Here is a 17,961-nt window from a genome sequence, read left to right on the forward strand (position 1 = left end):
CTAAACCTGGGAGGAAGAATATGACTTACCAATCGAATCGAGGTCTTCGCGGCTTTCTGGCTGCGGCTGCCTTGGCGGCCGCGGCGACCATGCCTTTGAAGGCGCAGGCCGAAGAGACCTATAATCTGGCCCTGCTGTCGGACTTTTCCGGCCCTTATGCTGACATCATGCCCATTCTGGCCGGCGGACGTGAGGCTGTGTTCACCTGGTGGAATGAAACCCGCGGCAAGGAACTTGGCGTCACGCTGAACTACAAAAACTACGAAACCCGCTATGACGCGGCACAGGTGGCAAGTCTCTGGCCCGGGATCAAATCGGAACTGGACCCGATTGCGGTTGTCGGCCTCGGCGGGCCCGACGTCGCGGCCCTTTCCGAACGCCTGCCGGAAGACAAAATCCCGATGTTCATGGCCACAGCGGCCTACGGTTTTGCCTGGCAACCGGATGCCTGGATTTTCAACCCACGCCCGACCTATTCGCACGAAAGTGTCGGCTTTCTGAACTGGATGCGTGAACAGCGCGGCGGAGACGAACCGCTCAAGGTTGCGATCCTCGCCTCAGAAGCATCGCCTGCCTATGTCGACATGGCAAAGGGCATTGAACTCTATGCCGAAGAGCACCCCGAGGAGATCGACCTCGTCGAGGTCATCTATACCGAAGTTCAACCCACCGATCTGACGGGGCAAATGCGCCGCGTTGTACGAGCCGGGGCCGAGGTGCTGGTAATCCAAACGAACACCTCTATCGTGGTTGCCGCGAAACGTGGGCTGCAGGCCAACGGGGCGAACATCCCGATCATGATGAGTTCGCATAACGGGCTTCCAGCCTCGGGTAGCGCGCTTGGCGGGCTTGAGCAAATGGAGGGGGACTTTGAAGCCTACGGCATGGTGATTGCGGCCGATGAGGACACTCCCGCGCGACAATTCTACGAGACATTGGTTGCCGATTACGGACTCGAAGCACCTTGGAACGTCGTGACCGCAATGGGCGTATCTCAGGGTCTCTATACCGTGACCGTGATCGATCACGCGATCGAGGCGAACGGCGCCGAGGGCCTGACCGGAGAGATGGTACGTGAGGCGCTTTTTGCCAAACCGATCACCACCGAAGAAACCCATGGGTTCCTGCCGACCTTGTCCTTTACGCCAGAAGCACCGTTCCCATTGGAAGGCCTCAAAGTGAATGTGGGCACCGTCAAAGATGGGAAAATCACCATCGCGGCAACGGGTGTCGACGTTCCGCAAGTTGAGAAATGGTGAATTAATCCGGGCGCCGCAGTCGCGGCGCCCGTTCTGATCCTTAGCCCCGGGCAATATGACCATGCTGGAACTCAACAACGTAGAGGTGACATATTCCGACGTCATCCTGGCGCTCAAAGGCGTGTCCATGACAGTCCGTGCGGGACAATGTGTTGCTCTGCTCGGTGGCAATGGCGCAGGAAAAAGCACGACGCTTAAAGCCATCTCGGGAACGCTCAAATCCGAGGATGGAACCGTTTCGGCGGGGTCCATCGTTCTGGACGGAACTCCCATTCAGAACATGGAAGCCTCGGAAGTCGTGAAGAACGGTCTCATCCATGTGATGGAAGGGCGGCGCGTTTTGCGGCATCTGACGTCAGAGCAAAACCTGATCGTCGGCGGGCACATGGTGCCCAACTCCGCCGAGCTGAAAAAGCGCCTGGACCATGTTTACACCTTGATGCCCCGGCTTGCGGACCTGCGCAACCGCACCTCTGGCTTCATGTCTGGTGGCGAACAACAACTGCTGCTGATCGGCCGGGCCATGATGGCCAGCCCCAAGATCATCGCGATCGACGAACCGTCGTTGGGATTGGCCCCGATGATGGTCCGGGATGTTTATGAAGTGCTCAAGCAGCTCAAGTCAGAAGGCACGACCTTCTTCCTGGTCGAACAAAACAGCGCCGCGGCGCTATCGATCGCCGACTATGCCTATGTGATGGAGAACGGCCGGATCGTGATGGACGGCCCTGCCGACAAGCTCGCTGACAACGAGGACATCAAGGAATTCTATCTCGGCGTAACCGCATCGGGCGAGCGCAAAAGCTATCGAGATATCAAACACTATCGCCGCCGGAAGAGATGGCTGGGATAGAAAGGAGCGAAGATGAGTAACCTGCTTTCCATCAAAGGTCGTACCGCATTTGTAACCGGAGCGGGGCAAGGCGTTGGTCGGCAAGTCGCGCTTTATCTGGCGGAACACGGAGCCGGTGCCATCGTTGTCAACGATTTTCACGCCGAACGGGCCGAAAGCGTTGCCGCGGAAGTGGAGGCAGCGGGTGCAAAGGCTCTGCCGCTCGCCTTCGACGTCTCGGATTTCGACGCGGTTGGCGCGGCGTTTGCCGAAACGCAGACCACATTTGGCGGCGTGGATATTCTGGTCAACAATGCGGGCAACGCCGGGCCGACATCGCGGCTCGACGATCTGGTCCCTTTTTGGGAATCCGATCCCGATGAATGGCGCCGCTGGATGGCCACCAATTTCGATGGGGTGCTGAACTGCACCCGTCACGCCATGCCGTTGATGGTTAACAGTGGCTATGGGCGCATTGTGACCGTCATTTCCGACGCCGGCCGTGTCGGTGAACCGCATCTGGCGGTTTATTCCGGGGCCAAGGCCGGTGCGGCCGGCTTCATGCGGGCAATTGCAAAGGCCGGCGGCCGGTTCGGGATCACCGCGAATTGCGTCGCCTTGGGGGGCACAAGAACTCCGGCTGTCGCCGACCTGATCCCGGATGCAGAGACCGAGAAGCGGGCATTGTCGCAATACGTGATCCGCCGTCTGGGCGAGCCGGAAGACCCCGCCGGAATGATCCTGTTCCTCTGCTCGGATGCTGCCAGCTGGATCACCGGACAGACCTATCCAGTGAATGGTGGGTATTCGTTTGCCTGCTAGAGTAGACATCGACCAACCGCCGCCTCTAGGTGGCGTCGTCCGAAAAAACGCTGTCATTATCTGCCCCGAGTTCAGGGGGCAGATTCGGTGTTGCGGTTTCGAAGCCATCAAATTTCAACGGCTGGACAATAAAAGTCTCGGCCTTGCCGCCGTCATGCGTAATCTTGCGCAGCAGCTGGCGCGCACGCACATGGGGGTCGTCCAACGTTTCGACCAGGGAATTGACCGGACCCCATGGCACCCCCGCCTTATCCAGAAGGTCGCCCCATTCGGCGCGCGTCTTGCCAACCAGAATCGCCGCGATTTCTTCGCGCAGCGCGGCCTTGCGGGCGACACGGTCGCGGCCTGTCAACGGCGCAAGATCCGCCCTGTCGATCACATCGCAGAACGGTTTCCAGAACCAGTCCTCATGCGCGATGGACAAGGTCAAGAGCTTGCCGTCTTTGCAGGTGAACACGCCATAGCCCGGCTCGGCGATAAATTCGCCCAGCGGTGTTCCATTGGCGGCGGGAACGAGGAATGCGGTCAACATCGAAACCACCGCATCCGACATGGACACGTCCACGTAACGCCCCTGCCCTGTGCGCTGGCTCGACACCACCGCCGACAGGATTGCGATCGCCGCGAACAACGCCGCGCCAACATCCGCAAGGGGGATCGGCGGCACAGGGCCGGGCTGCTTTGCATCGGCCTGATCGGCCAGCAAACCGCCAACCCCTTCATAGCTCAGGTCATGGCCAGCCCTGTCACGATAGGGGCCGTCCTGCCCGTAACCCGAAATCGATACATAAACCAGCCGCGAGTTGACACTACGCATGTCCTCGAAACCGGCACCCAAGGCCGCAAGCTTGCCAGGGCGGAACCCTTCGACGATGACATCCGATTCCTTGGCCAGTTCGCGAAACCGTGCCAGCCCCTCGGCCGATTTCAGATCCAACGCAACGCTGCGCTTGCCTCGGTTCAGTGCCCGGAACAAGGGCGGAAATTGCCGGGCCGGATCACCGATGCCCGGGCGTTCAATCATGATCACCTCGGCTCCCATGTCGGACAACAGCATTGTGGCATAGGGACCGGGAAACTGTTCGGCAAGGCTGAGGATTTTCAGGCCGGCCAGGGGTGCAGTGCTCATATCAATCTCCAGTTCTTTTGTTTTCCACGTGCGGGTCCGCCCGAGTGCAGCGTAAATCGCCGCAAAAGACAAGGCGAAAAACCAATAATATGTATAATTATCAGGAGCTTAGCATGAGTGAGGCAAAGCAGACGCTATTCGTTGAGCGGGTCGCAAAAACTGAATGGATTACCTTCCAGCGCACCGAACAGCTCAACGCAATGTCAACGCAGATGCTGCGCGAGATGGCGGCAGCACTGGAATCGGCGCTGGCCGACGATGGGGTGCGTACAATTGTCCTGACCGGCTCTGGCCGGGCATTCTGCGCCGGTGCCGATCTGAAAGAAGTTGCTGGCGCCAAACATGCACCAGGCGAGCCGGATCTTCTGGATCTTGTCGATCACACGTTTGGGCTTATGCGACATGGCCCGAAACCGGTGATCGCCGCAGTGAACGGGCTGGCGATGGCGGGCGGTTTGGAAATGGTGATGGCCTGCGATCTGGTCTTTGCCGCCGAAAGCGCGCAACTGGGCGACGCACATTCCAACTTTGGCGTCTTTCCCGGGGCCGGCGGTGCGGCGATCCTGCCGCGTAGGATTGGCCTGAACCGCGCGAAATACCTGCTGTTCTCGGGCGAGAACGTTTCGGCACGGGACATGATGGACTGGGGACTGGTGAACAAGGTCGTCGCGGACGAAGACCTGCGACAAGCGGTGCAGGCCTTTACCGACAGGCTGGCAGAAAAAAGCCCGGCGGTCTTACGCCGCATGAAGACGGTTTCCAATCGGTCGCTGGACGTGGACGAAACCGCCGCGCTTTCCGAAGAGATGCTGAACCTGCGCGCGCACATGCGATCCTGGGACATGCACGAGGGTCTGTCGGCGTTCAATGAAAAACGAAAACCGCAGTTTCGCGGATACTAGGTCAGGAGGACAAACGATGCAGGACATTTACATCGTTGGCATCGGGATGACGCCGTTCGGAAAGTTCCGGGACAAAACCATCAAGGACATGACCGGCGAGGCCGTCGCCGCCGCGCTTTCCGATGCCCGAGTGACGGCAGATCGTATCGACGGCGCATTCTTCTCGAACGCGGTGCAGGGCCACATGGAGGGCCAGCACATGATCCGCGGCGAAATCGCGCTGCGTGAAATGGGCATTCAGGGCATTCCGGTGGTGAATGTCGAAAACGCCTGCGCCAGCGCCTCGACCGGGTTCAAACTGGCAGTCGATTTCCTCAAGGCCGGCAATGGCGACTGCTGTCTCGCCGTGGGCGCCGAAAAGATGTATTCTGACGACCGTGCGTTGATGTTTTCGGCCTTCGACAGCGGCTGGGACGTCAGCAACAGCGAAGAGGTCGCGCAACGGCTGGCCGATCTGGGTGCAGGGGTCGAGGAACCCGAAGGATCGAAATCGCCCAAGCCCTACAGCGTGTTCATGGATGTCTACGCAGGCTTCGCCCGGCTGCACATGAAGACCTTTGGCACAACTCAGGAACAGTTCGCCGCCGTCGCCGCCAAGAACCATGCGCATTCCGTGCATAATCCACTGGCGCAATACCGAGAAGCCATGAGCGTCGATCGGGTATTGGCCGCGCCGCCGATCACCTATCCGCTGACCCTGCCGATGTGCGCCCCGATCTCGGACGGGGCCGCTGCGGCCGTTTTATGCACCGGCGAGGGGATAAAACGTCTGGGCCTAGATCCCGCGCGCGCGATCAAGGTCAAGGCCGCGATCCTGCGCTCGGGCACCGATCGTCCGCCGGAAGATTACAAGAACCACCTGACCCGGCTTGCCGCGCTTGAGGCCTATGAACAGGCCGGGATCGGCCCCGAGGATATATCGGTGGCCGAAGTGCATGACGCCACGGCCGTGGGCGAAGTGATCCAGATCGAGAACCTCGGATTTGTCGAATTCGGCGAGGGCGGTCCCGCCAGTCTGCGCGGCGAGACAAAGATCGGTGGACGCATTCCGGTGAACCCCTCGGGCGGGTTGGAATCCAAGGGCCACCCGGTCGGTGCCACAGGGATAGGGCAGGTTTTCGAACTGGTCACGCAACTACGCGGCGAAGCTGGCGCGCGTCAGGTCGAAGGGGCAAAGAACGCCATCGCCGAAAACGGCGGGGGGTTGCACGGGGTAGAAGAAGCGGCCGCCTGCGTCACCATTCTGGGCCGTTGAAACAAGGAGACGAACCATGGAAAACGTGATCGCCGCCGCTCAGGCAATCTATACAGATGAGCAACGCATGTTGCTGGAAAACTTCCGCAAGATGGCCGAGGCAGAGTTCGCGCCGCTGGCCGAGAAATACGAGAACCTCGGCCACCCCCCCGATGCGAAAACCCTGAAGTCCCTGTTCGCCAAGGTCGAGGAATTCGGGCTGATCAGCGGCCTGATCCCCGAAGAGGACGGCGGTGCCGGAATCGACCGCATGACCTATGGCATCCTATACGAGGAACTGGCCCGGATATGGGCCGATCTGGCAATCGCGGTGCTGATTCAGGGTCATGCCGTGTTCGCGGTCAACCTCTTGGGAAATGTGGCGCAGAAAGAGGCCTATCTGAAGCCGCTCCTGCGCAGCGAACGGATCTGTGCCACCTGTATTTCCGAACCAGAGGTCGGTTCGAACGTACGCGAGGTCAAGACACGTGCGGACCGCGAGGGCGATAAGATTTTCGTCACTGGCCAGAAGCTCTGGATTTCCAATGGGGCCCAGTCGGATTTCGCCATCGTTGTCTGCAATCTGGACGACGGTATTTCCATGGTCATCGTCGACCGCGATACCGGCAACTACGAGAGCCGCGAATTGCGCAAGCTGGGGCTTGTCGGTGCATCGACCTGCGAATTGTTTTTCGACCGTGCCGAAACCAGCGCTGACCATGTTCTGGGTAATGCAGGCGGCGGCCTGTTCCAGACATTGAAACTGTTTGAGAGCGCTCGCGTGTTTGTCGGCCTGACGAGCATTGGCATAGCGCAGGCGGCGTTGGAATGTGCCGTCAAATATGCGCAGGATCGCCAACAACATGGTAAGCCGATCGGCGGGCACCAGTTGATTCAAGGCTACCTGGCCGACATGGCCACGCACCTGGATGCCGCGCGCCTGTTGTGCCAGCGCGGGCTGCAACTTCTGGACCTGGGCGTGCGCTGTGACACCCAGACCTCGATGGCGAAATGGTATGCAACCGAAATGGCCGTCGAAATCGCCGGCAAAGCGGTGCAGATCCACGGCGGCAACGGCATCACCAAAGAGTTCCCCGTTGAACGGCACTTCCGCAATGCAAAGGTCATGCCGATTCCCGATGGCACCACCGAAATCCAAAAACTGGTCATCGGGCGCAACCTGACCGGGCTTAACGCGTTCTGAAAAGGGCCTTGGCCGCCCCACCGTCGGCGCTCGTCAGCGTCGAGGGTGGGCACGACCCGGAGTGATCGCGATACGGGCGAAGAGTCAGTAGGACTTGGGCATCCCCAATGCCTTCTCGGCCACGTAGGAGAGGATCAACTCCTCGCTGACCGGCGCGATGAAGTTCAGTACGCTTTCGCGAAAGTAACGCTCGACGTGGTATTCCTGCGCGAAGCCAAAGCCGCCGTGGGTGCGCACCGCGCGGAATGCCGCTTCGTAGGCCGCCGAGCCGGCGAGGTTGCGCGCGGTATTGGCCTCCAGCCCGCAGGGCTTGCCCTGATCGTAAAGCGTGGCGGCTTTGTAGGTCATCAGTTCCGCCGCCTGAAGGCGCATCCACACCGAGGCCAGCGGATGCTGGATCGCCTGGTTCTGGCCGATTGGACGGTCGAAGACGACGCGTTCGCGCGCATAGGCGGCCGCCTTTTCCAGTACGTACATCCCAAACCCGACCGCAGCCGCGGCGACAATGATCCGCTCGGCATTCAGCCCGTGGAGCAGGACCTTGAAACCCTCACCTTCCGCGCCGATGCGGTCCTCTTCGGGCACCTCCAGCCCATCAATGAAGATAGCGTTGGAGTCGACCGCCTTGCGGCCCATCTTGGCAATTTCATGCACGTCGATCTTGCTGCGGTCGAAATCGGTGTAGAACACTGACATGCCGTCGGTCGGTCGCTCGCAGTCCTCGATGGGCGTGGTCCGGGTCACCAGCAGGATGTGATCTGCGCGCTGTGCGGTCGAGGTCCAGACCTTGCGCCCGTTGACCACATACCCACCGTCTTCGCGTCGGCGCGCAAAGGTCGAGATATGCGTGGTATCAAGGCCGGCGTCCGGTTCGGTTACGCCGAAGCAGGAGCGGTGCTCTCCGCGGATCAGAGGCGGCAGCATTCGAGCCTTCTGTTCGTCGGTGCCGAAGCCGACCACCGGTTGCAGCCCAAAGATATTGATATGCACCGCGGAACTGGCCGCCGCGCCGTAACGCCCGATCTCCTGCATGACCAGCGATGCCTCTGTGATACCCAGGCCCGATCCGCCATACTGCTCTTCCATCGTGACGCCATAGAAACCGCCCTTTGCGATCTCGGCCGCAAAATCTTCGGGGAAGGTCCCGGTTCGTTCGCGTTCCAGCCAGTAGGCATCGTCGAAACGCGAGCAGATCCTGGCCACCGCGTCGCGGATGGCCCGTTGCTCTTCGGTGAGATCGAAATCCATGCGATCACTCCTTCTTCTGACGTGGGTGTGGTTCGCCCGAATGCTCGGGCGGGGCGGGTTCCGCCATATGCGGGCGCCAGGAGCCGGGATCTCCTGTGGCGAGATTGCCGAACTGGCGCTCGGCGGAAAAGACGTCGCTGCGGATCTGCACGAGGTGAGCCATGACCGGGCGGCCTTCGGGATCGAACAAGCGCGAGACCACATGGGCCACCGGCTCGCTGAGGGTGATGCCCAACAGGTGCGCGGTGGCGATGTCGGCCCGAACGATGGTGATGATCTGGTCGCCCGACAGATCCGTCATGCCGGTGTGGTCGCGCAGCAGTTGCGAATATAGCTGCGTTTCGTCAGCGCCCTCGGGCAGCATCTCGAAATAGCGTTGCGGCAGCCACAGATCGACCAGCGAATACGGCTGCTGCCCGGCGTGATGGCGCTTGCGCACATGAACCAGCGGCGTTTCCATCCCCGTCAGGTCGCGGCCAAGATCGGGAAGCTCCTTACAGGGCGCACGCGACAATATATCTATACGCACCTGTGCCCCGAGCGTCAGCGGATCGTAGGCGGGCGCACGTGGCTCGCTCTCCTCGGCCGCCGCAGTCACGAAGGTGCCCAGTCCGCGCGTGCTGTCGATCATGCCCTCATTGCGCAGAACCCCAAGAGCCTGGCGGACGGTTTCGCGCGCCAGGCCGTATTCGTCGCGCAGGGCCGGAAGGGTTGGCAACTGGCTGTGTATGGGCCAATCGCCGCAGCGAATCTTTTCGCGAAATAGGCTTGCGAGCTTGAGATACAAGGGGATGCCGTCACGCTGCCGAAGCAGTTCCCTGGCCGAGCCTTCCTCCGGGCGGGGACAGTGGCCGACGCCGGTGGTCCGGGTGCCGCTCAAGGCTGGTCGCCGGACCGAGGCACCGCTCCTGTCAGACCGTCGTTTACCGACGAGTCCTGCTCGGGTTGCACAACGACACCGGCCTTTATCAGTTGAGCAACCCTTTCCGGTGAGAAGCCGAACTCTTCCAGGATCGCCGTGCCCTGTGCGCCAAGGGCAGGTGCCGGAAGATCGGGGCCCATCTCGACGCCGCGCATCGTATAAGGGCTTCGGACCCGGCGCATCGGCCCCTGCTGGGGATGGTCATAATCTTCTATCAGGCCAACGGCGCGGACATGCGGATCGTCGGGCAGGTCCTCCATCGCCATCACTGGGGCATTGGGAATATCGAGGGCATCGAACAGCGCCTGCCACTCTGCGGTGGTCCGCTGCGGCAGGATATGCGTTACAACAAGTTCATAGAGTTCGGGAAAATGCCGCTGTGCGGTCGCCGCGTCGGTCATCATGGGGCCGTCGGCCACGTCGTCGCGACCCACAGCACGCAGAAACCGCTGCCATTGATCGAATTTGTAGATCCCGTGCGCGATGAAACCGTCGCTGGTTTGCGCTGGTTTGCGGAATGGACTCATGACCCGCGCATAGCCGAACCCGCCTTCCGGAGGCCGGAAGGCCGCCCCGTTGAAATGCTGGCTCAACATCACCGATATCATCGTTTCGAACATCGGCGTTTCGATGTAGCACCCTTCGCCGGTGGTGCGCTGCCGGAACAGGCCGGCCAGCATCGCCTGACCCAGCGCCAGCCCGGTGATCTTGTCGGCGGCCACCATCGGCACAAAGGCGGGGGCACCTGCGTTGCGCCCGTTGGCCTCGGCCAGACCCGACCGGGCCTGAATCAGGTCATCGAAGGCGGGCAAGTCGGCATAGGGCCCGTCCTGCCCGAACCCGATCGCGGCGCAGTAGACGATGCGCGGATTGACCTCCCGCACGGCGTCATATCCAAGACCCAGCCGCTCGATCGCAGGCACTCGCATATTGTGAACCACGATGTCCGCCTGACTCAGCATCTCCAGCAGCGCCGCACGCCCTTCGGGGGATTTGAGATCAAGCGCAATGCTGCGTTTGTTCCGGTTCACCGCCATCCACTGAGCGGTCATACCCGGCACGCGCGAGGCGCCGAGGCGCCGATAATAGTCGCCTTCCGGCGCTTCGACCTTGATCACATCAGCGCCGAAATCGCCCAGGAACTGGGTGGCGTAGGGGGCCAGGAGAATATGGCCCAGCTCTACCACGCGCACCCCGTCGAGCATTTGAAACATGATTCCCCCCCCCGGCACCGGATCGGCTGCACCGACCGCACGCTACAAAAGACTAAAAGACTGTATTGCTAGTTTTTTTGCACGGGGAGCGTTGACATGCAAGGGGGCCTTGCTAAGTTTGGCGCCACAATGAGGCTAAGGCGGCTCGTTTCCGGCGTGGAAATCGCCGATGGAAATGGCCCGAAATAGCGCCAAAAAAAAGGGGGGGGGTGGCCGCAATGGAACCGCCGAAGAAAAGGGGGGGCGCGCGCGGCCTGTTGGCCGTTTCGCGGGGGCTGGCCGTGCTAGAGACCGGGTTTGCGGCGCTGGCCTGTGTCGCACTGGCGGTGATCATGCTGATCGTGGTCGTGGATGTTGCGATGCGCTACGCGCTTTCGATGCCACTGGGCTGGTCCTACGACCTGATCGGTCTCTACCTTGTGGTCACGGTATTCTTCCTGATGCTGCCCGACACACTCCATCATCACGGGCACGTGGCAATCGATCTGTTCCAAAACATACTTCCGCGACGGGTTCGCCATCTGGGGCAGGCGGTGGGCTATGCTGCAGGGGCAGTTGTCATGGCGCTGATCGCGTTCGAGGCCTGGGGCCGCTTCCAGAGCGCCTATGCCGGGCAGGACCGGATCGCCGCGCTGGTCCCATGGCTGACCTGGCCGGCCTATCTGGTCGTCCTGATTGGCACCGCGCTGCTGACGCTGCGCCTGATCTACCGGGTGGTCGGGCACGCGTTTTCCATCTTCTCGCGCCACGATCTGGTTGAAATGCCGCCCCCGCCCGAGACCACCGCGCTCCAAGGGGAGGACGTCCTGTGACGGTGGCTCTGGTAATTGCGCTTCTGGCCGGGCTGCTTGTGATCGGGCTGCCGGTGGCCTTGGCAATGGCGATTTCGGGGTCTGTAGGGCTCTATCTGTTCGGCGGCATGGCGGTACTGGGCGGCATCCTGAAGACTGCACCCCTAAGTACCGCGAATTCCTACGAAATCATCACCATCCCGATGTTCATCCTGATGGCCGAATTCGTGATCATCTCGGGCGTGGCGCAAGATCTCTTTCGCGCTGCAACCATTTGGGTCGGCCGTCTCCGCGGCGGCCTGGCCATGGCTACCGCGGTAGCCGGGGCGGGCTTTGGCGCGATCTCGGGGTCGAGCACGGCAGCGGCGGCAACGCTGGCATCCACTTCGATCCCGGCGATGATCGACGAAGGCTACGACCCCAAGCTGGCCAGCGGCGTCGTGGCGATTTCGGGCACACTGGCGATGTTGATTCCGCCATCTGTGGCGCTGATTCTCTATGGGATCATTGCCGATGTCTCGGTCGGACAGCTGCTGGTGGCGGGGGTGATACCGGGGATTCTGGTCGCTCTGACCATCATGGCCACGGTCGCGGTTCTGGTGCGGATTGATCCCTCGGTCGCGCCTGCCGGCCAGCCTTACAGCTTTCGCGATAAATTTGCGTCGCTGTCGCGTGTCGGGCCAATGCTGCTGCTGTTCCTGGCCGTCACCGGCACGATCTACTCGGGCATTGCCACGCCGACCGAGGCATCGGGGATCGGCGCCTTCGGCGCGATGCTGCTGGCGCTGCACGAGCGCAAACTGGGATTCAGCCAAGCCTGGGGTTGCCTGAGACGGGCGGCGCAGACCACCTGCATGATCCTTTTCGTGATCCTCGGCGCGCATATCTTTGGCTATTTCTTCACCCTCACGCGGGTGACCAACGATTTGACCCAATGGATCGGCGGCCTTGGTATTTCGCCGATGGGGGTGATGGTGGTGATCCTGATCATCTACGTCTTTCTGGGTGCCTTCATGGACCAGATCGCCATCCTCATCCTGACGGTGCCGGTGCTTTTGCCGCTGGTCCTGTCGCTGGGCTTCGACCCGATCTGGTTCGGGGTGATCGTCGTGGTGACGGCCGAGGTCGGCATGGTCACTCCGCCGCTGGGCATGAATGTCTTTGTGGTGGCCCGATATACCCGGCGACCCTTGGGCGAAATCTTTCGCGGGACGTTTCCGCATGTTCTGGCGCATTTGCTGGTGATCGCGTTGCTCACTGCATTTCCCGTGCTGGTGCTGTGGCTGCCCTCGACAATGAACTGACGACGTCGGCCTGCGCAATAGCGCCAGTCCATAACCCTAAAAGACAGGAGGAGAATGAAATCATGACCAGAATATCCAAATTCCCATCGCCCTTACGGACAGCGGGCTGGGCCCTGAGCGTTGCCTTGCTACCGCTCGCCGTGCAGCCGGTTGCAGCGCAGGAGATCGAACTGCGCGCGGCCGACAGCCTGCCCACCGGCCATTACATTGCCCAGAGCCTGATCGAACCTTTCATGGAACGGGTGAGCGAGCGGACCGGGAAAACCGAGTTCGCGTACTTCCCGGCTCAGCAACTCGGCAAGGCCAAGGACCTGCTCTCGCTGACCCAGACCGGCGTGACCGATATCGGCTATGTCGGCCCCTCCTATGTCAGCGACAAGATGCCCCTTTCGGCGGTCGGGCAGTTGCCCGAGGCGTTTTCGACGTCGTGTGAGGGCACGATGGCCTATTGGGAGATCGCCAAGCCCGGCGGCGCGCTAGACCAGGCCGAATTCGCGCCGAACGGCGTGCGCCTGCTGATGGCGATGGTGCTGCCGCCCTACAACCTGCTGACGTCGAGCCGTGAGATCACCGGTTTGGACAGCATGGACGGCCTGAAGATCCGCAGCACTGGCGGCGCGCTTGACCTGACCGTCCAGAAAATCGGCGGCGTGCCGGTGCAGATGCCGGCGCCCGAAGTGCGCGAGGCGCTGTCGCGCGGGACGATCGACGCCGGGCTCTTCCCCTATCCCAGTGTCACCCCTTACGGAATGGAAACATTCCTTGACTGGGGTACGCAGGGGATGAACTTTGGTTCCTTTGTCGCGACCTACGTGATCAGGCAGGAAAAGTGGGACAGTCTGCCCGAAGACGTCCAGCAGGCGATCACCGAGATCGGCGAAGATTTGACTAGGGAAGGATGCGAAACTGCCGACCGCCAGAACCTTGAAGTCAAGCAGCAGATCGCCGAGGCGGGCGTGACCTTCGTTGACCTGCCCGCCGGAGATGTCGAAAAGCTGAACCAGATCCTGTCGACGGTTGGGTCCGAATGGGCCGAGCAACTCGATGCCCAAGGCAAGCCCGGAACCGAGATCCTGGAAGCCTTCCGGTCCGCGCTGAAAAGGAACTGATACCAGATCGTGGTCGGCCCGGCTCCTGTGTCGGGCCAGGCCACCAAAAACGCGCAGAAGTCAGCCGGTGGGTGCATCTGAATCCTGCCCTTCGACACTCAGCCTGGTCGTCCGTTATGCAGCTGAAGTCCGGGCGAGCCGTGCATACGTTCGGCCACATTGATCTGGCGTAGATGCGCCTCGCCGGTCCCGATCTCGGCGACGAGTTGATGCGCGAACGGCGCGGGCGAATTGGGTTTCGGCGATATGGCGCAGATGGGCGGCAGCGAGAGTGTCCGACCTTTTGTGTATGACTGATCCGGTCCATGCTTCATCGAAAGGACGCATGAATGACCATCTCGAAAGAAATCCTGGATGGATAACGTACAGGATCTTCCGCACATTTGATTCCGGCGATGGTTCCTTTCAGACTGGCTGACCCGGACGGTCAGAAGGATATACTTGGGACAACGATCATGCAGCGCCCGGCCCAACCGGAAGAAGTAGCCGGGGCGGTGCCGTTTCTGGCGTCCGACGAGGCATCCTATATGACCGGATCCGAAATGGTGGTCGATGGCGGCTATACCGCGCAGTAAAATGGGCGGAGCCGGAAGCTTGGGACAGGCGGGTCCGGTTGGCCGCGAACCGATCCTGGCCAGCCGGGCACCGGCTGCCCGCCTGGCCTGGTTCCGTCAGGCGTCGGCGCGCGGAAGGCGGATTTCGGACAGAACCTCCTCCGTGTGCTCGCCCAGCCGCGGTGGCAGCCGGCGCACCCGGCCGGGGCTGTCCGAGAACTGGACCGGTATCCGGAGCGTCACGACGGCGCCCTCTGTCGGGTGCTCGTGGCGCTCGAAATACCCGGTTTGAACCAGATAGGGATCAACCAGCAGATCCTCCAGGCTGTTGGCCGGTCCATTCGGCACGTCGGCCGCGTCGAACCGGCGGCGCCACTCGGCGGTTGTATTCCCCGCGATTGCCTCGGCGAGGAACCAATATAACTAGTCAATGTGATCGGTGCGCAACTCTGCTGTGGCAAATCGTGGATCGTCGCGCAGCTCGGGCCGGCCTATGGCGTCGAAGAGACGCAGCCACTGGTTGTCCATCGCCGCCATCACACAGATGTGCCCGTCCTGCGTTGGATAAGGCCGATGATGGGGCGAGAATACCCGGCTGTAACCCATGCCCAGATCGGGCCGGTCGAGCGTTGCGCCCCAGAGATGCTCGATCAGATTGAAGTTGACCATCGCATCCATCATCGGCACGTTTACCTGCTGCCCGTGGCCGGTGCGCTCGCGCCAGACGAAGGCCATCGCGATGGACGATGCCTGGATGTAACCGCATAGTTGTCGGCGATTACCGTGGGTAATAGCGCGGCTCATCGGTGGCCCGGGCCATCATCCCGGCTACGCCGCTGGCGCCCTGGATCACATCGTCGAAAGCAAGCCAGTCGCGGCGCTCACCATCCAGCCGGAAGCCAGAAGACGAGGCATGAATGATGCGGGAATTGACCGCGCGGATCGCCTCGTAGTCGACGCCCAGCCGTTCGGCGGCGCCGGGGCGTATCGAATGCACCAGCACGTCCGCGGAACGCACCAGATCAAGGAGCGCGGCCCGCGCGTCGGGTTTCTTCAGGTCGAGCACGACCGAGCGTTTGTTGCGGTTTGTATTGAGGAACAGTGCCCCCATCTTCGGGTTGCGCGACGGTCCCACCTGGCGTGTGTAGTTGCCGTCGGGTGACTCGATCTTGATGACGTCGGCCCCCATGTCGCCGAGGATCTGGATCGCCACCGGTCCAAGCACGTTGACCGAAAGATCAAGCACCCTGTAACCCGCAAGCGGTCCGTCCCCCTCGGCTGGCTGCTGCGGCTGACTGTCCATTTTCTTTTCCCTTTGCGGTATCGCACCCTTCGAGTCAGCAATGCGCGCCGTAGTCTGGCGGTCAGTCGACCCGCGACCCAAGGGCGCAGCGCCGCGAGCGAAGCTTGCGATCGCTGTATTGCTGTTCTGACGGCGTGCGTGGTCGTGGCGCTTCCGTGACGAACTTGTCCCATAGGGCCTCCTTCCATTCCTGCGAAAGGATCACACCATTAAACCGTGGGATCAAACACCTAAGCCGAAGAAATCGTGATGCCGGCGATCGTCGCCATGTCGGGAGCGATCGCCGTGACCGGACAGGATGCGCAAAAGGGGATCGCAGTTGCCCTTGAGCACATCAACGCCGATGGCGGCGTCGCCGGTCGGCCGCTGAAGATCCAACTTTACGACACACAGGGCAATCCCGGGGTGGTGCGCCAGGTGATGGAGCGGTTGACCCGCCTCGAGCGGGCTCCGGTCATCCTTGGCTGCGAGATCAGCGCAGGCACATCGGCTGCGGCGCAGTTCGCCGAGCAGGCGCGGGTTCCTCACCTGAACTCGCCGGCGGTGTCGGCCGAGCTCCTCGAGCGCGGTTACAAATGGTATTTCTCCGATCAGATCACAGCCGATACCGAGGCGGCCACGGTCGTGGAATTCTTCGAACACCTGATGACGCAAGGCGACGTCGTCCCGGCGTTGCTTTATGAAGACAGCCCGCGCGGCGCCGGAACCATCGAGCGGATCGAAGTTCTGCTGGAGGAGCGGGGCATCGAGATCGCCGCCAGCGCGCCGTATTCGCGCAGCGATCGCAACCTTCTGCCGCCGGTCAAGCGGGTGCAGACATCGAGTGCCAACATGGTGATCTGGGCCGGCTACACCGAAGATGTGGTGACCAAGCTCCAGGCAATGCAGCAGCATGACTTCAAGCCCTACATTGTCGGAATCAGTGGCGGTCCGGTTGATGTGCGCACCCCGCAACTGGTGGACAGGGGCTTCGTCGAGGACGTCAATCTCAGCACGGTGGACTACTTAAATCCCGACATGGACCGCGCCCAGCGTTTTGTGAAGGCTTACGAGTAACGGCACGGCATCGTGCCGTCAAGCTATGCGTCGATGTGCAACCGCGGTGTCTACACGCTGAAGGCCGTGCTGGAGAAGACGCTTGAGTCCGGCCAGAAACTGACGACCGAGAACCTTCGCGCCGCCATCCTTAAGATCGACATCCCCGGCGATCAGCTGATCTCGCCGTTCTCGCGGATCAAATTCGACGAACACGGCAGGAACGTCGGATCGCAGAACCTGATCGCGCAATGGAAGAACGGCGGCACGAAAAAGGTCACGATCTGGCCGCCAGAGGTGGCTGTGGAAGAGCCCAATCCTCTGAACTGATGCGAAAACTATAACCGGGGCCCAAGATGAAGCTGTCGATCGAGTCTCTCGTCTCCGGTTACGGTCTGCTCGACGCGCTCCACGGCGTCAGCATCGAGATCGGCCGAGGGCGAGGTCGTGGCTGTGATCGGACCGAACGGCGCGGGCAAATCCACCCTTCTGCGCACGATTTCGGGCCTTGTGGCCGCCCGTTCCAGAGCGATCCGCCACGATGGCAAGGAAATCGGCGGTTTTGCCGCCAGCGAGATTCCGCGCCTCGGCCTCGTCCATGTTCCTGAGGCGCGGCACGTCTTCGGGTCACTCACGGTCGAGCAAAATCTGATCGTGGGTGCGAGCGCCGCACTCGACGCGAAAGACCGAAAGGACGCCCTTTCCGATGCTGAGCCAGAAGGCCCGCGAACTTGCCGGAGGGCTCTCAGGCGGTCAGCAGCAGATGCTGGCGATCGGGCGCGCTTATGGCCCGGCCCAGCATGATCATGCTCGACGAGCCGTCGCTCGGCCCCGCGCCTCTGATGGTCGAGCAGATGTACGAGGCCCTCGACGGTCGGCGCCGCACCGGCCTGAGCATTCTTCTGGTGGAACAGGATGTCTACATGGCGCTGGATTTCGCCAGCCGCGCCTATGTTCTGGAAAACGGGACAATCGCCCTCGCCGCAGCCTCTGACGTCTTGCGCCACGACGATCACGTGCGCCGTTCGTATTTGGGAATCTGACCCGCCCTGTGCCCGCATTCCGCCTGCCATTCAGACCGGCAGCGGCGACAGACCGT

The 17,961-nt window shown here is 61.6% G+C and carries 19 protein-coding genes and 1 pseudogene; 14 read left to right on the forward strand and 6 right to left on the reverse strand.

All coding sequences use genetic code 11. The features are described 5' to 3' along the window. Window positions 1-20: 20 nt before the first annotated feature. The 3 genes from MF270_RS17290 to MF270_RS17300 all read left to right on the forward strand — a co-directional run bounded on the left by MF270_RS17290 (window position 21) and on the right by MF270_RS17300 (window position 2,913). Complete coding sequence (locus MF270_RS17290) at window positions 21-1,259, forward strand: ABC transporter substrate-binding protein (RefSeq protein ID WP_027264389.1); 1,239 nt, start codon at window positions 21-23, stop codon at window positions 1,257-1,259. Window positions 1,260-1,320: 61 nt separating this feature from the next. Then, on the forward strand, window positions 1,321-2,112 hold the full coding sequence (locus tag MF270_RS17295) for an ABC transporter ATP-binding protein (protein WP_027264388.1): 792 nt from the start codon (window positions 1,321-1,323) through the stop codon (window positions 2,110-2,112). 12 nt (window positions 2,113-2,124) lie between these two features. Next, window positions 2,125-2,913 (forward strand): SDR family NAD(P)-dependent oxidoreductase, encoded by a 789-nt coding sequence (locus tag MF270_RS17300; protein ID WP_027264387.1) that lies wholly within the window; start codon window positions 2,125-2,127, stop codon window positions 2,911-2,913. A 25-nt stretch (window positions 2,914-2,938) separates the two neighbouring features. On the opposite strand, the gene MF270_RS17305 is transcribed toward MF270_RS17300, so the two are convergent. After that, window positions 2,939-4,042: a CaiB/BaiF CoA transferase family protein gene (locus tag MF270_RS17305; RefSeq protein ID WP_036051655.1), complete on the reverse strand. Its 1,104-nt coding sequence runs from the start codon at window positions 4,040-4,042 to the stop codon at window positions 2,939-2,941. A 113-nt stretch (window positions 4,043-4,155) separates the two neighbouring features. Here MF270_RS17305 and MF270_RS17310 point away from each other — a divergent pair, with 113 nt between their 5' ends. The 3 genes from MF270_RS17310 to MF270_RS17320 are packed head-to-tail and all read left to right on the forward strand — an operon-like array spanning window position 4,156 to window position 7,382. After that, entirely contained in the window at window positions 4,156-4,944 is a 789-nt protein-coding gene (locus MF270_RS17310; RefSeq protein WP_027264385.1) for an enoyl-CoA hydratase/isomerase family protein, read from the forward strand. Between the two features lie 16 nt (window positions 4,945-4,960). After that, entirely contained in the window at window positions 4,961-6,199 is a 1,239-nt protein-coding gene (locus MF270_RS17315; protein ID WP_027264384.1) for a thiolase family protein, read from the forward strand. 16 nt (window positions 6,200-6,215) lie between these two features. Further along, entirely contained in the window at window positions 6,216-7,382 is a 1,167-nt protein-coding gene (locus tag MF270_RS17320) for an acyl-CoA dehydrogenase family protein (protein ID WP_036051588.1), read from the forward strand. A gap of 84 nt (window positions 7,383-7,466) precedes the next feature. Here MF270_RS17320 and MF270_RS17325 read toward each other — a convergent pair whose 3' ends face one another. From MF270_RS17325 to MF270_RS17335, 3 genes are read right to left on the reverse strand one after another with little or no spacing between them, the layout of a single operon-like run. Continuing rightward, on the reverse strand, window positions 7,467-8,630 hold the full coding sequence (locus MF270_RS17325; protein ID WP_027264382.1) for an acyl-CoA dehydrogenase family protein: 1,164 nt from the start codon (window positions 8,628-8,630) through the stop codon (window positions 7,467-7,469). Between the two features lie 4 nt (window positions 8,631-8,634). Then, complete coding sequence (locus tag MF270_RS17330) at window positions 8,635-9,510, reverse strand: GntR family transcriptional regulator (protein WP_027264381.1); 876 nt, start codon at window positions 9,508-9,510, stop codon at window positions 8,635-8,637. Further along, the gene (locus MF270_RS17335) at window positions 9,507-10,766 is read right to left on the reverse strand and encodes a CaiB/BaiF CoA transferase family protein (protein ID WP_071974357.1); all 1,260 of its coding nucleotides are present in this window, start codon (window positions 10,764-10,766) and stop codon (window positions 9,507-9,509) included. The genes MF270_RS17330 and MF270_RS17335 overlap by 4 nt, the downstream gene beginning before the upstream one ends. A 218-nt stretch (window positions 10,767-10,984) precedes the next feature. Between MF270_RS17335 and MF270_RS17340 the strand changes: the two genes are divergently transcribed. From MF270_RS17340 to MF270_RS17355, 4 genes are all read left to right on the forward strand, one after another. After that, window positions 10,985-11,578: a TRAP transporter small permease gene (locus MF270_RS17340; protein WP_083545805.1), complete on the forward strand. Its 594-nt coding sequence runs from the start codon at window positions 10,985-10,987 to the stop codon at window positions 11,576-11,578. Further along, on the forward strand, window positions 11,575-12,861 hold the full coding sequence (locus MF270_RS17345; RefSeq protein WP_027264380.1) for a TRAP transporter large permease: 1,287 nt from the start codon (window positions 11,575-11,577) through the stop codon (window positions 12,859-12,861). The genes MF270_RS17340 and MF270_RS17345 overlap by 4 nt, the downstream gene beginning before the upstream one ends. 62 nt (window positions 12,862-12,923) lie before the next feature. Then, complete coding sequence (locus MF270_RS17350; protein WP_036051585.1) at window positions 12,924-13,970, forward strand: TRAP transporter substrate-binding protein; 1,047 nt, start codon at window positions 12,924-12,926, stop codon at window positions 13,968-13,970. A 395-nt stretch (window positions 13,971-14,365) separates the two neighbouring features. Further along, window positions 14,366-14,545 carry an SDR family oxidoreductase gene (locus MF270_RS17355; protein WP_027264377.1) on the forward strand — a complete coding sequence of 60 codons (180 nt, stop codon included), beginning with the start codon at window positions 14,366-14,368 and terminating at the stop codon, window positions 14,543-14,545. A gap of 96 nt (window positions 14,546-14,641) precedes the next feature. On the opposite strand, the pseudogene MF270_RS28215 reads toward MF270_RS17355, so the two are convergent. Both MF270_RS28215 and MF270_RS28220 read right to left on the reverse strand, forming a co-directional pair. Further along, window positions 14,642-15,328 (reverse strand): annotated as a pseudogene (locus MF270_RS28215) (CoA transferase). Further along, window positions 15,303-15,827, reverse strand: a complete 525-nt coding sequence (locus MF270_RS28220; RefSeq protein ID WP_250637868.1) for a CoA transferase — start codon at window positions 15,825-15,827, stop codon at window positions 15,303-15,305. Before MF270_RS28220 ends, MF270_RS28215 begins: the two are co-directional and overlap by 26 nt. Window positions 15,828-16,076: 249 nt before the next feature. Between MF270_RS28220 and MF270_RS17365 the strand changes: the two genes are divergently transcribed. The 4 genes from MF270_RS17365 (at window position 16,077) to MF270_RS17380 (ending at window position 17,905) form a co-directional block, all read left to right on the forward strand. Further along, window positions 16,077-16,883: an ABC transporter substrate-binding protein gene (locus MF270_RS17365; RefSeq protein ID WP_071974356.1), complete on the forward strand. Its 807-nt coding sequence runs from the start codon at window positions 16,077-16,079 to the stop codon at window positions 16,881-16,883. A 66-nt stretch (window positions 16,884-16,949) separates the two neighbouring features. Next, entirely contained in the window at window positions 16,950-17,192 is a 243-nt protein-coding gene (locus tag MF270_RS17370; protein ID WP_238367123.1) for a hypothetical protein, read from the forward strand. 117 nt (window positions 17,193-17,309) lie between these two features. Next, complete coding sequence (locus MF270_RS17375) at window positions 17,310-17,666, forward strand: ATP-binding cassette domain-containing protein (protein WP_198952313.1); 357 nt, start codon at window positions 17,310-17,312, stop codon at window positions 17,664-17,666. Continuing rightward, a complete protein-coding gene (locus MF270_RS17380) occupies window positions 17,663-17,905 on the forward strand; it encodes an ATP-binding cassette domain-containing protein (protein ID WP_205964847.1) in 243 nt (80 codons plus the stop codon). The genes MF270_RS17375 and MF270_RS17380 overlap by 4 nt, the downstream gene beginning before the upstream one ends. Window positions 17,906-17,961 lie beyond the last annotated feature (56 nt).

The organism is Mesobacterium pallidum (genome assembly GCF_019966535.1).
GTDB lineage: Bacteria > Pseudomonadota > Alphaproteobacteria > Rhodobacterales > Rhodobacteraceae > Mesobacterium > Mesobacterium pallidum.